Consider the following 19097-nt stretch of genomic DNA (forward strand, 5'->3'; position numbering starts at 1 on the left):
GAGTCCCGGCATGACGTCCTACATCACCGGCCGCATCGAGCGTATGCCCGCCAGCATCACCACGCTCGACGAGGCGGCGGATGCGGTGCTCGAGCTGTCCCGGAGCGGCCGCGACGAACTCGTCGTCACTCCGAACACCGACCACTTCGTTCGGTGGAAGCACTCGGGGGCGTTCCGCCGGTACTACGGCCGCGCGTCGCTCGTCGTGCTCGATGGAACGCCCCTGGTCTGGCTCGCGCGCTGGTACGGGCACCGCTCCGCAAGCCGCGTCACGGGGATCGACCTTTTCACCGAGGTCTGTCGGCGTGCGGCGCTCGAGGGTGCGCCGGTGGCACTGATCGGCGGACGCCCGGGCGTCGGCGATCGCGCGGCGGCCGAGTTGCAGCACCGCTTCCCCGGCCTCCAGCTGCCGGTTGTCGTCGCTCCCGAACCCGACGAGCTCGCCGACGATGCCTACCTGGCGCGACTCTCCGCGACCCTGCGCGCGGCCGAGGTCCGCATCGTCGCGCTCTGCCTCGGCTCCCCGAAGCAGGAGGAGGTGCGCGAGCGCCTGCTCGAGGTCGGCGGCACCGGAGCGGTGTGCCTGGGCGTCGGCGCCGCCATCGACTTCCTCGCCGGTGAGATCCCGCGGGCGCCGCTGCTGGTGCAGCGGCTCGGCCTCGAGTGGGCGCACCGGCTCAGCCGCGAGCCCGGCCGCCTCTGGCGCCGTTACCTCGGCGACGCCCTGCGGGTGCTGCCGAGCGTGGTCGCGGCGCTGCGCTACCGGTTGCGTCATGCCTCCCGCTGAGCCCGAGCGCGACGGGACGTCGGAGCTCCCCCTGGTCCTCGTCTGGAAGCGCGCCTGGCTGCAGGACTCGGAGACCTTCGTCCGCAATCAGATGCGGGGTCTTCAGCGCTGGCGCGCCCTCGGTGTCGGCCTCGAACTCACCGGTTCCGGCGTCCTGCGCGACAGCACGGACCTCGTCCTGCACGACCCGATCACCTCGCTGCGGCGCCGGGCTATCCTGCTCCGCTGGTTCGGAGTGTCGCGGCGGCTCGACGCGATCGTCGCGGAGCACCGGCCCGCGCTGATCCACGCCCACTTCCTCGTCGACGCCGCGTACATCGCGCGCTATGCGCGACGCAGGGGTCTCCCGTTGGTCGTGACCGGCCACGGCTATGACGTGACCAGTTGGCCCCTCGTGAGCGGAGCGCCTCGCCTTCTCCGGCCGCTCGCCCGCCGTCAGCGTGCGCGCGCGGCTCGCGCCGTGTTCCGCACGGCGCACACCGTGATCGGCGTCTCCCGGTTCATCGCCGACGGGCTGATCCGCTTGGGCGCCGATCCCGCGCGCACCGTCGTCAGCCACATCGGGATTCCGACCTCGGTCGACGGGGCCGCCCCGGACGCAGCCCGCGAGGGGATCGTCTTCGTCGGCCGACTCTCCGATAAGAAGGGCGTCGCCGACCTGCTCACGGCGGTGGCGGCCCTGCCCGCCCCGCTGCGCGAGGTCCCTCTCACCGTCGTCGGTGACGGCCATCTGCGCGCCACCCTCGTCGAGCAGGCGGCACGCCTCGGCCTGCGGGTGACGTTCGCTGGTTCCCTGCCGCCGTCCGAGGTCGCCCGGGTCCTCTCCGGCGCGGCCGTTTTCTGCGCCCCGTCGCTCACCGCGGCGAACGGTGACGCTGAGGGCTTCGGCATGGTCTTCCTCGAGGCCGCGCTCGCCGGAGCACCCGTGGTGTCGTACCGCCACGGTGGCGTTCCGGAGGCGGTGCAGGACGGCGTCACCGGGCTTCTCGTCCCGGAGGGCGACGTGCCCGCCCTCACGCGGGCACTCGCGGCCCTGCTCGGAGATCCGGAGCGTGCCGTACGGATGGGCCGGGCGGGCCGCGAGCGTGTGCTCGCCTCCTTCGACCTCGCCGAGCGCGTTCGCGACCTCGAAGACCTTTACGACCGGGCGGCCCGCCGGCTCCCGGTGACGACGAACGGAGACCGAGAATGAGCTTCGCCAAGCACGCCGTGGCTGAACACCGCCGCCGCCAGGGGGCCGCTGTCCCCGTCTACAGCCGTTCGACGGCTCCACTCCCGAGCACACGCACGGGCCGGCCGACCTTCTCCGAGGAGACGGCCGCGTCGGAGCGGGACGCCCACGACACCCGCCGGCGCCGCCTCCACTTCGCCGTCGTCCTCCTGCTCACCTTCACCATGACCTCGGGCGGCAAGATCGTCGACCTGTTCGTCGCGGGACGCGCGGCCTCCGACGGCTACTCGACCGGAGCGGTGAACCCGAGCTCCCTCGGCGCCGCCGTCGATGAGTGGGCGCCGACGCTCTTCCTCCTTGGCGTCGCTGTCATCGTCTTCCTCAACCTCAGGCGCAAACGGGCCAACCTGATCGGCCTGGTGGGCGCGGGCGTATACCTCGTCACGGCACAGCTGACCAACACGATCGCCGTCGGCGCTGTCAATCCGACGCCGAAGTACTGGGTGATCCTCGCGCTCGTCATCGCGCTCTGGTCGATCGCGCCGCGCTGGGACGACCTGCGGGTGATCGGTGTCGCCGTCGTCCTCATCGGTCTCGCCAGCCTGCTCACCGGACTCACCGACCAGGGTTGGATGCGCGAGGACGCCCTCCTCGCCGGTGAGACCAAGGCCCTGATCGGCACGCGCCTGCTCGCCGGCATCTTCCCGCAGATGAACGTGCTGGGCATGACGATGGCGCTGGGGCTGCCCTTCGTCCTGCTGCTGCGCACACGCAGGGCGCGCTACTCGGGGCTCGCGATCGTCCTGGCGAACCTGGTGCTCAGCGCGTCGCGGACCTCGTTGATCGCCGCGGGCATCACGATCCTCGTGGCGGTCGTTCTGCGCCTGGTGCGTCACCCCGGTACCCGTCGCGTTCTCGCGGTCGGTGCCGTCGTGACGGCCGCCACCGCCGTCGTGCTGCTCCCGATGCTGGTGCACGACCGTTCGGCCCTCACCAGCCGCGGCGCGATCTGGATGTCGTCGATGAGCGTGATCCCCGACCACCTGGTCTTCGGGCTCTCCACGAACGCCTTCACCAAGGAGGGGATCCTGCCCCGCCTGATCGGCCACACGCCGTGGCACGGACACAACCTCTTCGCCTCGACGATGGTCTGGGGCGGGCTCGTCCTGCTCGCCGCCCTCGTCGTGTTCCTCGTCAGCGTCCTGGTGCGCTCGCTCACCTACTTCGACCGCTCGATGGTCAGCTACCTCTTCGTCCTGATGCTGCTCGCGTGCTCGCTGGCCGAGATGCCCCTGCGAATCGACGACTTCGACGGCGTCTCGTGGCTGACCTGGATCGCGGTCCTCGCGGTGCTGATGGTGCCGGGCCCGCCCGCCTCCTCCGGGCAGGTCTGGCGGAGGCGACGCCCCTCGACGGTGGAGGAGGAAGCTCCGATCGTCCCGCGGTCCTCCGGCACCGGGCGGGTCCGGTGAGCCTGCGACGGACGACCGTCGATGCCACCACCTGGACCGCGATCTCGTTCGCCGTCGCCCTCGTCGTGCAGCTGGGGCAGTTCGCGCTGCTCGCGCGCCTCCTGGACGCCTCCGAGATGGGCATCATCGCGATCGTCGGCTTGCTGAACGCCTTCGTCGACATCTTCCTCGGCATGGGGGTCGCCCAGGCGATCATCCAGCGCCGTCGCGCGACCAGCTTCGAGCTCTCCTCGGTGTTCTGGCTCAACCTGTCGGTGGGCCTGGCGGTCACCGGGGTCGTGTTCCTGACAGCCGGGCCGATCGCCGCACTGCTCGGGTCCGCCGTGGCAGCACCGGTCCTCTCCGTCGCCTCGCTCGTCTTCGTCGGCAGCGCCGCCGGACAGGTCCCGCGGGCGGTGCTCGAGAAGGGCATCCGGTTCAAAGCGGTCGCCGTGTCCGAGACGGTCTCACTCATGGGCGGCTTCGCCGTCACGATCCTCCTCGCGTTCTCGGGCTCCGGCGCCCTCTCGTACGCCTGGGGCCTCGTCGCGACGGCGGCACTGCGCTCGGCGCTCGCCCTGCTGCAGGCGCGGCGCTGGTTCCGCCTGCGCCTACGGTTCCGGATCCGCGAGACCACGCGCTTTCTCTCCTTCGGCGTCTTTCAGACCCTTGACGGCATCGTGAACTATCTCGGCTCGAACGCCAGCTCGCTCGCGATCGGCCGCCTGCTGGGTCCGGCGCAGCTGGGTGGATACACGCTCGGCTACAACCTCGCGGTGAACCTGCCCGCGCGCGTCAACCCGATCGTGACGCGCGTGATGTTCCCGGTCTTCTCCTCCATCCAGCACGACCGCGACCGCGTCGCACGGAACTACCTCAGCGTCACCGCCGTGCTCAGCATGGCCAGCATCCCGCCCCTGACCCTGGTGGCGCTGCGTTCCGAGGACATCGTGCGCCTGTTCTACGGTCCGGACTGGGGCTGGATTGCCGGCATGACCAGCGCCCTCACCGTGGTGGGAGCGGTGCGGGCGATCGGTAACCCCGTCGGCTTCATCCTGATGGCGATGGACCGGGTGCGCTTTGGTCTGGTCGTGAACATCGCGAAGACGGCGATCACGATTCCCTTGATCGTCGGCGGGGGAGTGCTGTTCGGACTCGATGGGCTGATCGGCGGTCTTCTGGTCTCGAGCGCCATCGGCTTCCTCGTCACCTACGGCGTGCTGCGGGTCGTCCTCGGAGTGCGCCCCGGCGCTTTCCTGCGCGCCTGCGTGGCGGGCCCGCTGCTCGCGGCGCCGATGGCCGCCGTCCTGGTCCTGCTCCGGCTGCTCCCCGAGGGATCCCTCCTCCGCCTGTTCCCGGTGGAGCTGGCGCTCGCCGGACTGGTCCTGGCGGCGACCGTGCTGCTGGCTCCTGGCCGGGATCTCGCCGACGCGCGCTCCCTCGTCCTCTCGCGCCTGCCCGCCCGGTTCCGTCCCCGCTCCACCGACCCGGTCGACGTCGCCGTGGTGCTGGCGGCGGAGGAGCGCTTCGACGGTAGCGGCGGAGCCGTAGCGACGTGGGTCCGCGAGACGGTCTCACGGTCGCAGCTGCGGATCGTCGTGCACGCGCCGTGGTCGACGCCGACGCCGGGCATCGATGTCGCTCAGCACCGTCTCTACCGCCGGGTCTACTCCGCCCAGCGGCGCGCGGCCCTGCTCCTGGCCCGTCGACGCGACAGTGATCCCGCCGCGCAGCTGCGCCGACTGTCCCTCGGTGGGCGCCCCTGGTTGCTCCACCTCGCCCCGGCGCTGCGCCGCGTCCCGACTGTCTGGATCCACAACCGTCCCCGGTACGCCGTGCGGCTGCGCCGACTCGGTTACCGCGGGCGGATCGTGGCGCACCAGCACAACGACCTGCTCGACCACCTCCCGCCGGATCCGATCGCCGCCCGTCCCTACCTCGACGCCGTGGACGAGTGGATCTTCTGCAGCGAGTTCCTCCGGGAGCGCGCGGTCGAGCGCTACGGACTGCTGGCGACGGCCGTGCTGCACAACGGCGTCGTACCGGCGGTCGATTCCGCGCCGCGTCCGTTCGGCCCCGTGCTGGAGGCGGTCTTCGCCGGGCGGCTGGTCCCCGAGAAGGGGGCGCGCGAGGCGGTCGAGATCGTGCAGAAACTGAATGCGTGCGGTCGGGACGAGCTTCGCCTCGTGATCGCGGGCGCCTCGGGCCTCGGCGACGACGCGACACCGACCGCCTACGTCCGAGCGCTCGACGAGGCGGTCTCCGCCCTGCCCGAGACGGTGCGCCGCCTGCCCTTCCTCCGCCACGAGGACCTGCTGGAGCTCTTCGCCTCCTCGGCGCTGCTGCTCTACCCCTGCCGGTGGGACGAGCCGTTCGGGATGGTCGTGGTGGAGGCGCTCTCCCGGGGGATCCCGGTCCTGACGGTCGAGCGCGGAGGCATCCCCGAGATTCTCCGCACTCCCGCGGGAGTGATCGACGGGTCGGTGCTCGTCGCGGCCGGCACCGAGGAGGAGGTCGCGGCCGCGATGATCCAGGCCCTTCCGCGCCTGCTCGCAGACCTCCGCGATCCGATCCGCCGCGAGGAGATTGCGGCGGCGTCACGCCGGCGCGCGGCCGTATTCGGCTGGCCGGACATCGCGCGTCGGGCCGATGAGCTGCTGAGCTCTCCGAGGGTCTGACCACTCCGACCGACGGGGCCGGATCGGTCATCCGGCCAATCCGGTCGTCGGGGCGCCCCGGCCGTCTGGGCGCCCCGGTCCTCTGAGCGCCCCGGTCCTCTGAGCGCTCCGGCCGTCTGAGGCGGGCTGATTGCTTGGGCGCCCCGGTCGTCTGAGCCGGTTCGATCCGGCCGTCCGATGGCGCGAACCTTTATTCCGCGCCATACGGTGAGGATATGTCCGCCGCAGGTAATGTCGGCGCGCTATGGCATCCCGACCCTTCCTCATCTCCGAGTCCGTCCACCGTGACGGCTCGTGCTCCCGCCTCTCCCGCCTCTCCCGCGCGCTCGCGAACGGTCCCCGACCCGTTCCCCAGCACGTCTACGCCCTCCGATCCCTCTCCCTGAGCGGGCAGCGTCCCCAGGGGTGCTCGAGCGCCCCGAAGTCCCCCGTCCAGGCGCCGGGCTCCCCGGCGTCGACGCAGGCCGCAACGACTCCGAGAATCGGGGTCAACCTGCATCTCGCGCCAATCATGACGATCCTTCGCGGAATGCCCGCCGGTTCGTCACGGCGGGCCCCGGCCGCGAGCGCCCGCTCGTCCGCGACGGCGTCGGGGAGGGCCTGATATGGGCCGCCACGCCGATTCCATCACCGACACCGCGGTCCACGCCGCCGGCCGTCCGTCCACCGTCTCACCCTCTCGGCGAACCGGAACACCGGCCCCGCGCAGCGGTTCCTCGGCGCGGGCGAGACCGTCTCGCCCACTCGTCGATCCCGCTCAGCAGCGCCACGAGAAGGCGCTCTTGGTGTTCCTGGCCGTACTCGTGGCCCTGAGCGTCCTCCAGCTGTACACGCTCGGCCCGTTCACCGCTCCGGTCTCGTGGAGTCTGCTCTTCCTCCCGTACCTTCTGACCCGGCTCCGGGGCGCTCACGTCGACCGCGTCGTCGTCCTCGTCGCCTTCCTCCTCGTCGCGACGCTCTTCGCCCTGACCTACTCCCGGACCGCTGCGGTGGGCCTGCGCGAGTCCGTGTCCGTCCTCTCGTTCTTGAGCCCCTACCTCGCCGTCCGACAGCTCGGACAGAGCGCCTGGCGGATCGTCGGGCGCGCGCTCGCCTGGGCGACGCCCGTTTTCCTCGTCCAGGTCGCTCTCACCGTCCTCTTCCAGATCGACCCGGTCCAGGAGGCGGCGTACCTGCACTGGCCCAGCGCCGTGCTCTTCTCCGACGTGTACGTGCGCGACATCTACACGACCGCCTTCAATAACGTGCTCCAGGACAAGTCCGGTGGCTTCTTCCTCAACGGCAACATCGCTTCGATGTACATGGCCACCACCGCGATGCTCGCCTTCGCCGCCCGGCGCAAGGGCGGTCCGCGCGTGCTCGGGCTGACCGCCGTCGCGGGACTGGCCGGCGCCCTCTTCACCCTCTCGAAAACGGCGATCGTGCTCGCGATCGTCCTGCCGCTCGCCGTCGCCGCGGTTCGCGGCCTGAAGGGCAGGAGCCTGGGTCCGGTGGCGTGGATGATCGCCCTGCCCGCTAGTGCGGCCGCCGTCTACAGCGTCGCCGAGTTCTTCCCGCAGCTCGCGGAAGCAGGTCTGCTCACCCTCGGCGCACGAGGCGACTTCCTCCGGCTCGCGGCGAGCGCCTTCCCGGAGCACTGGCTCCTGGGGCTCGGCTACGGCGGCTGGGAAGATCTGTGGCACCTGCGAGCTTCCCAGTTCACGGCCCACAGCGAGGTGCGGCCCCCGCACAACCTGCTGATCGGGGCCTGGGCAAACGGTGGACTCCTCATCGCCGTGCCCGTCCTGATACTGCTCGTGACGGCGACGTGGCGGGCTCTGCGCCTGGTGCTCCGCGTCGAGAAGGGGCAGGCGTGGGCAGCAGGAGCCCTGGCGGTGGGGATCCTGTGGACCTTCCTGCACGGGATGGCCGACAACACCACGTGGTTCGGCGACCAGCATTCCCTCGCGACGCTCGCGATCGCTCTCGCGCTCCTCTCCGCGACCGAAGCGGAGACGGGGGAGCCGACCGCGGCGCGGATCCCCGCATCCAGCGCCGCACCGAGGGTGCCTGGCCGTGTTCCCACGAGGGTTCCGGGCCGTATCCCCACGCGGGTTCCGGGCCGTGCTCTGGCCCGATCCGGGACGATGCGCGGGCGGCCGGAGGCGCGATTGCGCGGCCACTGAGCGCGCCGCCGCGCCGCAACCGGTCGGGACACGGAGCGCGCCGGTATCATCGACGCGTTATGGCACGCATCTACGACTGCTCCGTCGACACGGACCTCCTGACCGGCACCCGTCTCGCGCGGACGGCCATCGGCCGTGGCGAGCTCGTGGTGATCCCCACCGACACCGTCTACGGCGTCGCGGCGAACGCCTTCGACGCCGCCGCGGTCCAGCGCCTGCTCGACGCGAAGGGACGGACGCGGCAGTCGCCGCCGCCGGTGTTGATCGGGGACGTGGCCGCGCTCGACGCCCTCGCCGAGAACGTGCCGGAGGCTGTGCGCGATCTCGCGCGCGAGTTCTGGCCCGGCGGGCTCACCATCGTCCTGCACGCGCAGCCCTCCCTGGTCTGGGATCTGGGGGAGACTCGCGGCACCGTGGCGCTGCGGATGCCCGACAATCCCGTCACCATCGAACTCCTCGCCGAGACCGGACCGCTCGCGGTCTCCTCCGCGAACCGGACCGGTCAGCCCTCGGCCACGACAGCACAGGAGGCGTTCGATCAACTGGGCGACTCCGTCGACGTCTACCTCGACGCCGGTGCCGCGGGGTCGCAATACAGCGGCCGCCCGGCGGGAGCCAGCGAGTCCTCGACCATTGTCGACGCGACGGCCCTGAGCTTCGAGGGCGGCACACTGCGCATCCTGCGCCAGGGAGTCGTGTCGGCCGAGCGGATCCGAGAGGTCGTGGGCGATCTCCTCCCGGATCCGCAGGCGCAGCAGTCCGCGCCCGAGCCGATCACCACCGAGCCGGGGGCCGAGGCCGCCGGCACCGACGGAGCCGCGCCGGGGACCGACCCCTACGCGTTCGATCGCGGTCCCTCCGCCCGACCCGCCTGGGCTTCCGGCGCGCGACTCCAGGACGAAGCGGTAGCGGAGGAGGCGGCGCCCGACGCTGCGGCACCGGGCGAGGCGACGTCGGACGAGGCGACGTCGGGCGAGGGAGCTTCCTCCGGGAGTCCCGGCGCCGGTCCCACACGCAACGACCCCGCCGCGGGTGAGTAGCCGGTGATCACCTTCGCCCTCGTCTCGCTCGCGGTCGCGCTCGTGACCGGAGCGCTGTCGTGGGTCATCTGGCGGCTGAGCCTGAAGTATCGGCTGTACCCGAAGATCCGCGTCCGCGATATGCACACCCGGCCGACGCCGCGCCTGGGCGGCATCGCGATGTTCCTCGGGATCCTGGTCGGCTTCGGCGTCGCCTCGCAGCTGCCCTACTTCCGGCTGGTGTTCGCCAATCCCGAGCCGATCCTCGCCATCCTCGGCGCGAGCCTGCTCATCGTCCTGATCGGCGTGGCCGATGACATCTGGGACCTGGACTGGACGACGAAGCTCGCCGGCCAGCTGATCGCGGCAGGCCTGATCGCCTGGAAGGGCGTACAGATCGTCTCGCTGCCGATCGGCGGGCTGACGGTCGGTTCGCCGTGGATGTCGCTGATCATCACGGTGCTCGCGATCGTCCTCGTCACCAACGCCCTCAACTTCATCGACGGTCTGGACGGGCTCGTCGCCGGCGTCGCTCTGATCGCCAACGGCGTCTTCTTCCTCTACAGCTATCTGCTGGTCCAGCAGACCTCGCCGACCGACTACTTCAACCTCGCCTCGCTGATCGCCGTGGTGCTGGTCGGCGCGTGCGCGGGATTCCTCCCGATCAACTGGCGGCCCGCCCGGATGTTCATGGGCGACAGCGGGGCGCTCCTGGTCGGGATGCTGATGGCCACCTCCGCCATCGCGGTCACCGGGCAGATCGACCCCGCGCAGCTCGCGGCGAAGGAGCTGTTGCCTGCGTTCATCCCGATCATCCTGCCGTTCGCCATCCTCGTGGTGCCGCTGATGGACTTCGGCCTCGCCGTGATCCGCCGCCTGCGCGCCGGCAAGTCCCCGTTCAGCGCCGACAGGAAGCACCTCCACCACCGCTTGCTCGATATGGGGCACTCGCACCTGCATGCCGTCCTGATCTTCTACGGCTGGACCGCCGTCGTCGCCGTCAGCTGCCTCTTGATGTTCGTCGTCGATGTGCTCTGGGTCCCGCTCGTCTTCCTCAGCATCGGACTGCTGGCGTGCACGGTCGTCACGCTCGCGCCGCTCAGCCGCCGCAAGCGCTTGGAGGCGGCTGCGCAGTCGGCTGAAGCCTCGCCCGTCCTCGATCCCCTCGACCGCGCGTCCTCGACGGAGCAGCTCCGTCCGCCGGCCGGACTCCCGATCGATCGGGACACGACAGCGCCGATCGTGGCGCAGAAGGAAGCATCATGACCGGAGCCTCGCCGGCCACCCCCCGCCCCCAGCCCGCCTCTGTCCACGTCCTGCGCCGAGCGCTCGTCGTCGGTGGCCTCTTCGTGCTCGCCCTCGCGGTGCTCGGTACCATCGTCGGCGGGATCGCCGCCGGGGGAGAGGGCGCGATCGGCGCCCTGCTGGGCGCGATCGTCGGCGGAGTGATGGTCCTGCTCACGGCCGCGAGCATCCTCGTCGCCAACCGGCTCGACATCGGCGGCTTCTTCGCCGTCGTGCTGGGCACGTGGCTCGCCAAGTTCGTCCTGTTCGTGATCGCGGCCCTGGTGCTGCGCGGCCAGCCCTGGCTGGACAGCACAGCGATGTTCGTCACGATCATCGTCGCCGTGCTCGGCTCGCTGGTGATCGACGTGCTCGTCGTCTCGCGCTCGCGCATGCCGAATGTGAGCGACATCGCCCGATGAGGATGCGCCGGACGCTTCCTGAGAGGACCACGATTCGGCTCTCGCTGCGTTCTGTTGCTACAGTAGGGACGAATCCCGCAGGCGAACGTGTCCTCAGATCGTCTCATCGTTGATGGCGGTCGTCGAGTACGCGCGCCGTCCGAGCGGAAAACCCCACCTTTCGTCGTCGCGAGAGCGTTGCGTCCGAATGATTCGATTCGGTCGGCTGCAACGTGCCACGCCCCGAATTCCAGGAGCTAGCGCTGTTTGCTAACGCTGTGACCCTGTTGGTCTCGTCCTCGACCGGTGAGAGTGACTTCCACACCCCGTCGATCTCCGAGTTCTTCCCGCCCGGTTTCCTCTTCGAGGGAACCCCTTTCGAGATCAACCGCGTCATGCTGGTCCGCTTCATCGCGGTCATCGCCCTGATGCTGTTCTTCTGGCTCGGGACGCGCAAGCTGCGCCTCGTCCCTGGCCGTTTCCAGAACGTCGTCGAGCTCGCGTTCGACTTCGTCCGCGTCACCATCGCGAAGGACATCCTCGGCGAGAAGGACGCCCGCCGCTTCCTCCCGATCCTCGTGACGATCTTCTTCGCGATCATCTCGATGAACCTGACCGGCATCGTCCCGTTCCTCAACATCGCGGGAACCTCCGTGGTGGGCATGCCGCTCTTCCTCGGCCTGGTCGCCTACGTGACCTTCATCTACGCGGGCATCAAGGACCGGGGGATGGGCTTCTTCAAGAACGCGCTGTTCCCGCCCGGAGCGCCGTTCCTGATCTACTTCATCCTCACGCCGATCGAGCTGCTGCAGACGTTCATCATCCGTCCGCTCTCGCTCGCGCTGCGGCTCGTGATGAACATGATCGTCGGCCACCTCCTGCTGGTCCTCTGCTTCTCCGCCACGCAGTTCTTCCTCTTCAGCTCCCAGATCGACCCGGGCTTCAAGCTCTTCGGCGTCGTGACCTTCGCCTTCGGCGGGGCGTTCACACTCTTCGAGCTTCTCGTCGCCGTGCTCCAGGCCTACATTTTCACCCTCCTCGCTGCGGTCTACATCCAGTTGGCCGTCGCCGAGGAGCACTGACCCCACTACGGCGGGCTCCCGCTCGCGCACACGATCACCACCTCCGTGTTCCTATGACCACCCCCGTGTTCCTATGACCACCCCCGTGTTCCTATGACCACCCACTGAAAGGACCCACTCGTGGACTCAGTCACCGTTCTCGCCGAACTCACCGGCAACATCGCGACGGTCGGTTACGGCCTCGCAGCGATCGGCCCCGGCATCGGTGTCGGCATCGTCGCGGGCAAGACCGTCGAGGCGATGGCACGCCAGCCCGAGATGGCCGGCCGCCTCCAGACCACGATGTTCCTCGGCATCGCGTTCACCGAGGTGCTCGCGCTCATCGGCCTCGCCACCTACTTCATCTTCGCGGCGTAGTCGTGGTCGGCACCGCTGTGAACATCGCTGCGGAAGAAGGTGACGTCCCCGCGGTCATTCTGATCCCGGAGTTCTACGACTTCTTCTGGTCGGGGGTGATCTTCCTCATCCTGCTGTTCTTCTTCTGGAGGCTGGTCCTGCCGCGCCTGCAGAAGATGCTGGATGCGCGCTCCGCCGCCATCGAGGGCACTATCGCGAGGGCCGACGAGGCTCAGCGACAGGCCGAGGCCGCCCTCGAGAAGTACACCGCTCAGCTGGCCGAGGCACGCGCCGAGGCCGGAGCGATCCGCGAGAAGGCGAACGTCGACGGCACCGCGATCGTGGCGGCGAAGAAGGAGCAGGCGCAGGTCGAGGCCGAGCGCATCCTCCACAACGCGCACGCCCAGATCGAGGCGGACCGTCAGGCCGCTGTGGTCTCGCTCCGCTCCGAAGTCGGAACCCTCGCCATCGACCTCGCCTCCGGCGTGATCGGCGAGAGCCTCAACGATGACGCGAAGGCGTCCGCAATCGTGGACCGCTTCCTCGCCGACCTCGAGGCCTCGGAGAAGGCGAACAACTGATGGGCAGCGCGTCACGACAGGCTCTGGCCGCCGCGAAGGCGGAGCTGTCCGCCTTCAGCGGCCACGTGTCGCTCGGGGCGGCTCAGCAGCTCTTCGAAGCGGCCCGTGTCATCGACTCGCAGGCTCAATTGCGCTCGGCCCTCTCGGACCCGAGCGTCGAAGCAGCGAGCAAGCGCGCCCTCGTGGCCCGCGTGTTCGCTCCCTTCGACGCCAACGCGAAGCGTCTGCTCACCGTCATCGCCGGTCACCGCTGGTCGAGCCCGAGCGACCTGGTCGCCGGCATCGAGGAGGTCGGAGTCCGCGCGATCGCCTCCTCCGCCCCCGCGGGGGTGTCGATCGAGCGCGAACTCCAGATGTTCGGTGCGGTCGTCTCGTCCGATGCCGGCCTGGAGCTGGCCCTGGGCAGCAAGCTCGCCGCGGCCGACTCCAAGGTGTCACTCGTGCAGCGCCTCCTCGAGGGCAAGGCCTCGGCCGAGACGCTCGCGATCCTCCGGCAGCTGGTCGCGCACCCGCGCGGTCGCCGCATCCCGGAGCTCGTCCGCTTCGCCGCAGGCGTAGTAGCCGACCAGGGTGGTTTCACCATCGCCACGATCTCTGTTGCTTCGCCGCTCGCGCCGCATCAGCTCGACCGGCTCCGGTCGGCACTGTCGCGCCAGTACGACCGCCCCGTCTCCGTCAACATGCTGGTCGACCCCTCCCTTCTGGGCGGGATGCGCCTGCAGGTAGGCGACGAGGTCATCGACGGCACCGTTTCCGCACGGTTGTCCGACCTGAAGCTCCAGCTCGCGTCCTGACGGGCGCACGTATCCTGAGAGGGCACCGCCCTCGACCCCCGCACCATCCAGGTCAGGCCCCGACGACCTCTTCGGCTCGCACGGACCCAACGAATAGGAATTCCCATGGCAGATATCACCATCAGCCCGGATGAGATCCGCGACGCGCTGAAGGACTTCGTCTCGTCGTACGAGCCGGGCAAGGCCTCCACCACCGAGGTCGGCTACGTCATCGACGCCGCCGACGGCATCGCCCACGTCGAGGGCCTCCCCGGCGTCATGGCCAATGAACTCATCCGCTTCTCCAACGGCGTCCTGGGCCTGGCTCAGAACCTCGACGAGAACGAGATCGGCGTCGTCGTGCTCGGCGAGTTCTCCGGCATCGAGGAGGGCATGGAGGTCACCCGCACCGGCGAGGTCCTCTCCGTCCCGGTCGGCGACGGCTACCTCGGCCGCGTCGTCGACCCGCTCGGCAACCCGATCGACGGCCTCGGCGACATCGCCTCCGAGGGTCGTCGTGCGCTTGAACTCCAGGCCCCCGGCGTGATGTCGCGCAAGTCGGTCCACGAGCCGCTGCAGACCGGCATCAAGGCGATCGACGCGATGATCCCGGTCGGCCGTGGGCAGCGCCAGCTCATCATCGGCGACCGCCAGACCGGTAAGACGGCGATCGCGATCGACACGATCATCAATCAGAAGGCCAACTGGGAGTCGGGCGACGCGAACAAGCAGGTTCGCTGCATCTACGTCGCTATCGGCCAGAAGGGCTCGACCATCGCCTCGGTGAAGGGCGCGCTCGAGGACGCCGGAGCGATGGAGTACACGACGATCGTCGCGTCCCCCGCATCCGACCCCGCCGGTTTCAAGTACCTCGCCCCGTACACCGGCTCGGCCATCGGCCAGCACTGGATGTACGGCGGCAAGCACGTCCTGATCATCTTCGATGACCTGTCGAAGCAGGCCGAGGCCTACCGCGCCGTGTCGCTCCTGCTGCGCCGTCCGCCGGGACGCGAGGCGTACCCGGGTGACGTCTTCTACCTGCACTCCCGCCTGTTGGAGCGTTGCGCGAAGCTGTCGGACGAGCTCGGTGCCGGATCGATGACGGGCCTGCCGATCATCGAGACCAAGGCGAACGACGTTTCCGCGTATATCCCGACCAACGTGATCTCGATCACCGACGGCCAGATCTTCCTCCAGTCCGATCTCTTCAACGCCAACCAGCGTCCGGCGGTCGACGTGGGCATTTCGGTCTCGCGGGTCGGCGGCGATGCACAGGTCAAGTCGATCAAGAAGGTCTCCGGCACGCTCAAGCTCGAGCTGGCGCAGTACCGCTCGCTCGAGGCGTTCGCAATGTTCGCCTCCGACCTCGATGCAGCCTCGCGTCGTCAGCTCGCCCGCGGTGCCCGCCTCACTGAGTTGCTCAAGCAGCCGCAGTACTCGCCGTACCCGGTCGAGGAGCAGGTCGTCTCGATCTGGGCCGGCACGAACGGCAAGCTCGACGAGGTGCCGGTGCCGGACGTGCTGCGGTTCGAGCGCGAGCTCCTGGATTACCTGGGCCGCAATACTCAGGTCCTCAGTACCCTGCGCGACACGAACGTGCTCTCCGACGACACCGTCGCCGAGCTGAACCGTGCCGTCGATGGCTTCAAGCTCGAGTTCCAGACCGGTGAGGGCAAGCCGCTCGCCTCGGTCGGACGCGAAGAGCATCAGGCGATCGCGGCCGACGAGGTCGGCCAGGAAAAGATCGTCAAGGGCCGTCGCTGACCAGCGGCACCCCGACGATTCGCCACTTTTAGGACAACAGGAGACACATGGGAGCGCAACTCCGGGTCTACCGGTCGAAGATCCGCTCGGCCCAGACGACCAAAAAGATCACTCGGGCCATGGAGCTGATCTCGGCCTCGCGCATCCAGAAGGCGCAGAACCGCGTCGCTGCCGCGGCGCCGTACTCGAACGCGATTACCCGTGCGGTGTCCGCTGTCGCGACCTACTCGAACGTCGAGCACCCGCTGACGACTGAGCGCGAGAAGTTGGACACGGCCGCGATCGTGATCTTCACCTCCGACCGCGGCCTCGCCGGCGCCTTCTCCTCGAGCGTGCTCAAAGAGGCCGAGGAGCTGGCCGCTCTGCTGCGCAGCGAGGGCAAAGAGGTCGTCTTCTACCTGGTCGGGCGCAAGGCGAACGCGTACTTCTCGTTCCGGAAGCGGGCGAGTGTCCGCGTCTGGACGGGTGGCACCGACCAGCCCGTGTTCGAGACGGCGAAGGAGATCGCGGACGCGGTCGTCGAGTCGTACAACCTCGATGACGAGGAGGGCGGTGTGGACGAGATCCACCTCGTCTACAACCGTTTCGTCAGCATGGTCACCCAGCAGCCGACCGTCGTCCGGCTTCTGCCGCTCGAGGTCGTCGAGGGCGTCGAGGAGCAGAACAGCGAGCTCTACCCGCTGTACGAGTTCGAGCCCGATCCCGAGACGGTGCTCGACCGCCTCCTGCCTGTGTACGTCGAGAGCCGCATCTTCAACGCGATGTTGCAGTCGGCGGCCTCGGAGCACGCGGCGCGCCAGAAGGCGATGAAGTCGGCGAGCGACAACGCGGACACGCTGATCAAGACGTACACCCGCCTCGCCAATAACGCCCGCCAGACCGAGATCACGCAGCAGATCGCCGAGATCGTCGGCGGCGCCGACGCCCTGTCCTCCTCCAAGTAGGACGACTCCCCGCAGTTTCGACTCCGCCCTCCGGGTGCGGTGAGACCACAGAAGGAAGAAGCAATGACACTGACCGCACCTGAGGCGGCGACCGGGACGTCGGGCGGGGCCATCGGCCGCATCGCTCGCGTCACCGGCCCCGTCGTTGACATCGAGTTCCCCCACGACGCGATCCCCGAGGTCTACAACGCGCTCTACACGCACGTCGAGGTCGAGGGCGTCTCGAGCAAGCTGACCTTCGAGGTCGCGCAGCACCTGGGCGACGACCTCGTCCGCGCCATTTCACTCAACCCCACCGACGGACTCGTCCGCGGCCAGGAGGTCCACGACACCGGCCTGCCGATCTCGGTTCCGGTCGGCGATGTGACCAAGGGCAAGGTCTTCAACGTGATCGGCGAGGTGCTCAACGCCGACGCCGACGGGAAGATCAACGGCGAGTCGTTCGAGATCACCGAGCGCTGGCCCATCCACCGCAAGCCGCCGGCGTTCGACCAGCTCGAGTCCAAGACCGAGCTGTTCGAGACCGGCATCAAGGTCATCGACCTGCTCACCCCGTACGTCCAGGGCGGCAAGATCGGTCTGTTCGGTGGGGCGGGCGTGGGCAAGACCGTCCTCATCCAGGAGATGATTCAGCGCGTCGCGCAGGATCACGGCGGAGTGTCGGTGTTCGCCGGAGTCGGCGAGCGCACCCGTGAGGGCAACGACCTCATCGCCGAGATGGAGGAGGCGGGCGTCTTCGACAAGACCGCCCTCGTCTTCGGCCAGATGGACGAGCCGCCGGGAACGCGTCTGCGGGTCGCCCTGTCCGCCCTGACCATGGCGGAATACTTCCGCGATGTGCAGAAGCAGGACGTGCTGCTCTTCATCGACAACATCTTCCGCTTCACGCAGGCCGGTTCGGAGGTGTCGACCCTCCTTGGCCGCATGCCCTCCGCGGTGGGCTACCAGCCGAACCTCGCCGACGAGATGGGCGTGCTCCAGGAGCGCATCACCTCGACGCGCGGACACTCGATCACCTCCCTGCAGGCGATCTACGTCCCCGCCGACGACTACACCGACCCGGCGCCGGCGACCACCTTCGCCCACCTCGATGCCACCACCGAGCTCTCGCGCGAGATCGCGTCGAAGGGCCTCTACCCGGCCGTCGACCCGCTGACGTCCACCTCGCGCATCCTGGACCCCCGTTACCTGGGTGCCGACCACTACCGCGTGGCGACGAACGTGAAGCAGATCCTGCAGAAGAACAAGGAGCTGCAGGAGATCATCGCGATCCTCGGTGTTGACGAGCTCTCGGAGGAGGACAAGATCACGGTGTCGCGTGCGCGCCGGATCCAGCAGTTCCTCTCGCAGAACACCTACATGGCCAAGAAGTTCACCGGCGTCGAGGGGTCGACGGTTCCGCTGAAGGACACGATCGAGTCGTTCGACGCGATCACCAAGGGCGACTTCGACCACGTGGCCGAGCAGGCGTTCTTCAACGTCGGCTCGATCTCGGACGTCGAGGAGAAGTGGACGCAGATCCAGAAGGAGAACGGCTGATCATGGCCGGGACCCTGAAGGTCAGCGTCGTCTCCGCGAACGCCGAGGTGTGGTCCGGGGAGGCGAAGCAGCTCACGGCTCGCACGGTCGAGGGCGAGATCGGCATCCTCGCCGGCCATGAGCCGATGCTCGCGATCCTCGCTACGGGCGAGGTGCGGGTCACGGCCGTGGACGGCACGCGTCTCATCGCGCAGGCCGACGACGGCTTCCTGTCCGTCGAGAACGACGTAGTGACCGTGGTCGCGCGTCAGGCGTCGCTGGTCTGACACACCGCCGCGTGTCGCGGCACCGAAGGGGCTGGACGATCATCGCGATCGCTCGGCCCTTTCGTCGTGCGATCCCTGTCCCCGAGTGCTCGAAGGAGTTCCGTGCACGTCCTACTCCCACCGTCCGAGACCAAGCGGGACGGTGGCACCGAGGCATTCGCGCTCGAGTCGCTCGCTTTCCCGGAGCTTCAGGCGAAGCGGCGCGCACTCGCGGATGCGGTGATCGCTCTGGCTTCGGACCGCGAGCTCTCGGCCAGGGCTTTGAAGCTCGGACCGCGTCAGCTCGGCGAGATCGACCGTAATGCCGCGCTCGCCAGGGCCCCCGGGCTCCCTGCGGTAGACCGGTTCGACGGTGTGCTCTTCGACGCTCTCGACGCGCGCAGCCTCGAGAGGGGAGCTCGGGAGGCGCTGGGACGGACCGTCATCGTGCAGTCCGCCCTCTGGGGGCCTGTCCGCGCGCTCGACGCGATCCCTGCTTATCGCCTGTCGCACGACTCTCGCGTCCCCGGGTTCCCGCTCAAGCGCTGGTGGGCGGCGGAGGCGGGACGGGTGCTCTCCACTCTCGACGGTCTTGTGCTGGACCTGCGCAGCGAGGCCTATGCTGCGCTCGGGCCGGTTCCGCCGGGCGAGGGGCGCTTCTTCGTGCGGGTGCGCTCGCGCGGCGCGCAGGGGGAGCTGCGCTCGCTGAACCACTTCAACAAGCAGGGCAAGGGCCGCTTCGTGCGCGCGCTGGCGGAGGACGGGCTGGCGACGGACTCGCTGGATGTGCTCGCGACGTGGGCGGAGGGTCGAGGCTTCTCTCTCTCCGAGAACCGCGAGACCGGCGAGCTCGACCTGGTGGTGCCGGAGGCGTAGT

The 19097-nt window shown here is 69.2% G+C and carries 17 protein-coding genes; all 17 read left to right on the forward strand.

Annotated elements, in window-relative coordinates; all coding sequences use genetic code 11:
* Positions 1-10 precede the first annotated feature (10 nt).
* The 17 genes from C5D07_RS08930 (at position 11) to C5D07_RS09005 (ending at position 19096) form a co-directional block, all read left to right on the forward strand.
* A complete protein-coding gene (locus C5D07_RS08930) occupies positions 11-787 on the forward strand; it encodes a WecB/TagA/CpsF family glycosyltransferase (protein WP_068254033.1) in 777 nt (258 codons plus the stop codon).
* Entirely contained in the window at positions 774-1979 is a 1206-nt protein-coding gene (locus C5D07_RS08935) for a glycosyltransferase (RefSeq protein WP_068254031.1), read from the forward strand. Before C5D07_RS08930 ends, C5D07_RS08935 begins: the two co-directional genes overlap by 14 nt.
* Entirely contained in the window at positions 1976-3430 is a 1455-nt protein-coding gene (locus C5D07_RS15360; protein ID WP_068254028.1) for an O-antigen ligase family protein, read from the forward strand. The genes C5D07_RS08935 and C5D07_RS15360 overlap by 4 nt, the downstream gene beginning before the upstream one ends.
* Entirely contained in the window at positions 3427-6087 is a 2661-nt protein-coding gene (locus C5D07_RS08940) for an MOP flippase family protein (protein WP_146076660.1), read from the forward strand. Before C5D07_RS15360 ends, C5D07_RS08940 begins: the two co-directional genes overlap by 4 nt.
* Before the next feature lie 785 nt (positions 6088-6872).
* Complete coding sequence (locus tag C5D07_RS08945) at positions 6873-8252, forward strand: O-antigen ligase family protein (RefSeq protein ID WP_104273966.1); 1380 nt, start codon at positions 6873-6875, stop codon at positions 8250-8252.
* Between the two features lie 59 nt (positions 8253-8311).
* Positions 8312-9292, forward strand: a complete 981-nt coding sequence (locus tag C5D07_RS08950) for an L-threonylcarbamoyladenylate synthase (protein ID WP_104259186.1) — start codon at positions 8312-8314, stop codon at positions 9290-9292.
* Between the two features lie 3 nt (positions 9293-9295).
* Positions 9296-10537, forward strand: a complete 1242-nt coding sequence (locus tag C5D07_RS08955; RefSeq protein ID WP_068254021.1) for an MraY family glycosyltransferase — start codon at positions 9296-9298, stop codon at positions 10535-10537.
* On the forward strand, positions 10534-10977 hold the full coding sequence (locus tag C5D07_RS08960; RefSeq protein WP_104259187.1) for a Cg1360 family ATP-synthase-associated protein: 444 nt from the start codon (positions 10534-10536) through the stop codon (positions 10975-10977). Before C5D07_RS08955 ends, C5D07_RS08960 begins: the two co-directional genes overlap by 4 nt.
* A 257-nt stretch (positions 10978-11234) precedes the next feature.
* Positions 11235-12038 (forward strand): F0F1 ATP synthase subunit A, encoded by an 804-nt coding sequence (gene atpB, locus C5D07_RS08965; RefSeq protein ID WP_068254016.1) that lies wholly within the window; start codon positions 11235-11237, stop codon positions 12036-12038.
* A 120-nt stretch (positions 12039-12158) separates the two neighbouring features.
* Positions 12159-12395: an ATP synthase F0 subunit C gene (locus C5D07_RS08970; RefSeq protein WP_055794702.1), complete on the forward strand. Its 237-nt coding sequence runs from the start codon at positions 12159-12161 to the stop codon at positions 12393-12395.
* A 2-nt stretch (positions 12396-12397) separates the two neighbouring features.
* Positions 12398-12955, forward strand: coding sequence for a F0F1 ATP synthase subunit B (locus tag C5D07_RS08975; protein WP_249028211.1), 558 nt, complete (start codon positions 12398-12400; stop codon positions 12953-12955).
* A complete protein-coding gene (locus tag C5D07_RS08980; RefSeq protein ID WP_104259188.1) occupies positions 12955-13749 on the forward strand; it encodes a F0F1 ATP synthase subunit delta in 795 nt (264 codons plus the stop codon). The genes C5D07_RS08975 and C5D07_RS08980 overlap by 1 nt, the downstream gene beginning before the upstream one ends.
* Before the next feature lie 105 nt (positions 13750-13854).
* A complete protein-coding gene (gene atpA / locus C5D07_RS08985) occupies positions 13855-15492 on the forward strand; it encodes a F0F1 ATP synthase subunit alpha (protein ID WP_068254008.1) in 1638 nt (545 codons plus the stop codon).
* A gap of 47 nt (positions 15493-15539) precedes the next feature.
* Positions 15540-16436: a F0F1 ATP synthase subunit gamma gene (locus C5D07_RS08990; RefSeq protein WP_104259189.1), complete on the forward strand. Its 897-nt coding sequence runs from the start codon at positions 15540-15542 to the stop codon at positions 16434-16436.
* A gap of 63 nt (positions 16437-16499) precedes the next feature.
* Positions 16500-17975: a F0F1 ATP synthase subunit beta gene (atpD, locus tag C5D07_RS08995; RefSeq protein WP_068254002.1), complete on the forward strand. Its 1476-nt coding sequence runs from the start codon at positions 16500-16502 to the stop codon at positions 17973-17975.
* Positions 17976-17977: 2 nt separating this feature from the next.
* Complete coding sequence (locus tag C5D07_RS09000) at positions 17978-18241, forward strand: F0F1 ATP synthase subunit epsilon (protein WP_068253998.1); 264 nt, start codon at positions 17978-17980, stop codon at positions 18239-18241.
* A gap of 102 nt (positions 18242-18343) precedes the next feature.
* Complete coding sequence (locus C5D07_RS09005) at positions 18344-19096, forward strand: YaaA family protein (protein ID WP_104259190.1); 753 nt, start codon at positions 18344-18346, stop codon at positions 19094-19096.
* The last annotated feature ends 1 nt before the right edge of the window (position 19097 follow it).

Source organism: Rathayibacter tritici (assembly GCF_002932875.1).
GTDB classification, from domain to species: Bacteria; Actinomycetota; Actinomycetes; order Actinomycetales; family Microbacteriaceae; genus Rathayibacter; species Rathayibacter tritici.

What these genes read in the sequence shown, in the direction of transcription:
- C5D07_RS08930 (WP_068254033.1), top strand. Translation starts at nt 11, where the DNA reads ATGACGTCCTACATCACCGGCCGCATCGAGCGTATGCCCGCCAGCATC.
- C5D07_RS08935 (WP_068254031.1), top strand. Translation starts at nt 774, where the DNA reads ATGCCTCCCGCTGAGCCCGAGCGCGACGGGACGTCGGAGCTCCCCCTG.
- C5D07_RS15360 (WP_068254028.1), top strand. Translation starts at nt 1,976, where the DNA reads ATGAGCTTCGCCAAGCACGCCGTGGCTGAACACCGCCGCCGCCAGGGG.
- C5D07_RS08950 (WP_104259186.1), top strand. Translation starts at nt 8,312, where the DNA reads ATGGCACGCATCTACGACTGCTCCGTCGACACGGACCTCCTGACCGGC.
- C5D07_RS08960 (WP_104259187.1), top strand. Translation starts at nt 10,534, where the DNA reads ATGACCGGAGCCTCGCCGGCCACCCCCCGCCCCCAGCCCGCCTCTGTC.
- C5D07_RS08980 (WP_104259188.1), top strand. Translation starts at nt 12,955, where the DNA reads ATGGGCAGCGCGTCACGACAGGCTCTGGCCGCCGCGAAGGCGGAGCTG.
- atpA (WP_068254008.1), top strand. Translation starts at nt 13,855, where the DNA reads ATGGCAGATATCACCATCAGCCCGGATGAGATCCGCGACGCGCTGAAG.
- C5D07_RS08990 (WP_104259189.1), top strand. Translation starts at nt 15,540, where the DNA reads ATGGGAGCGCAACTCCGGGTCTACCGGTCGAAGATCCGCTCGGCCCAG.
- atpD (WP_068254002.1), top strand. Translation starts at nt 16,500, where the DNA reads ATGACACTGACCGCACCTGAGGCGGCGACCGGGACGTCGGGCGGGGCC.
- C5D07_RS09000 (WP_068253998.1), top strand. Translation starts at nt 17,978, where the DNA reads ATGGCCGGGACCCTGAAGGTCAGCGTCGTCTCCGCGAACGCCGAGGTG.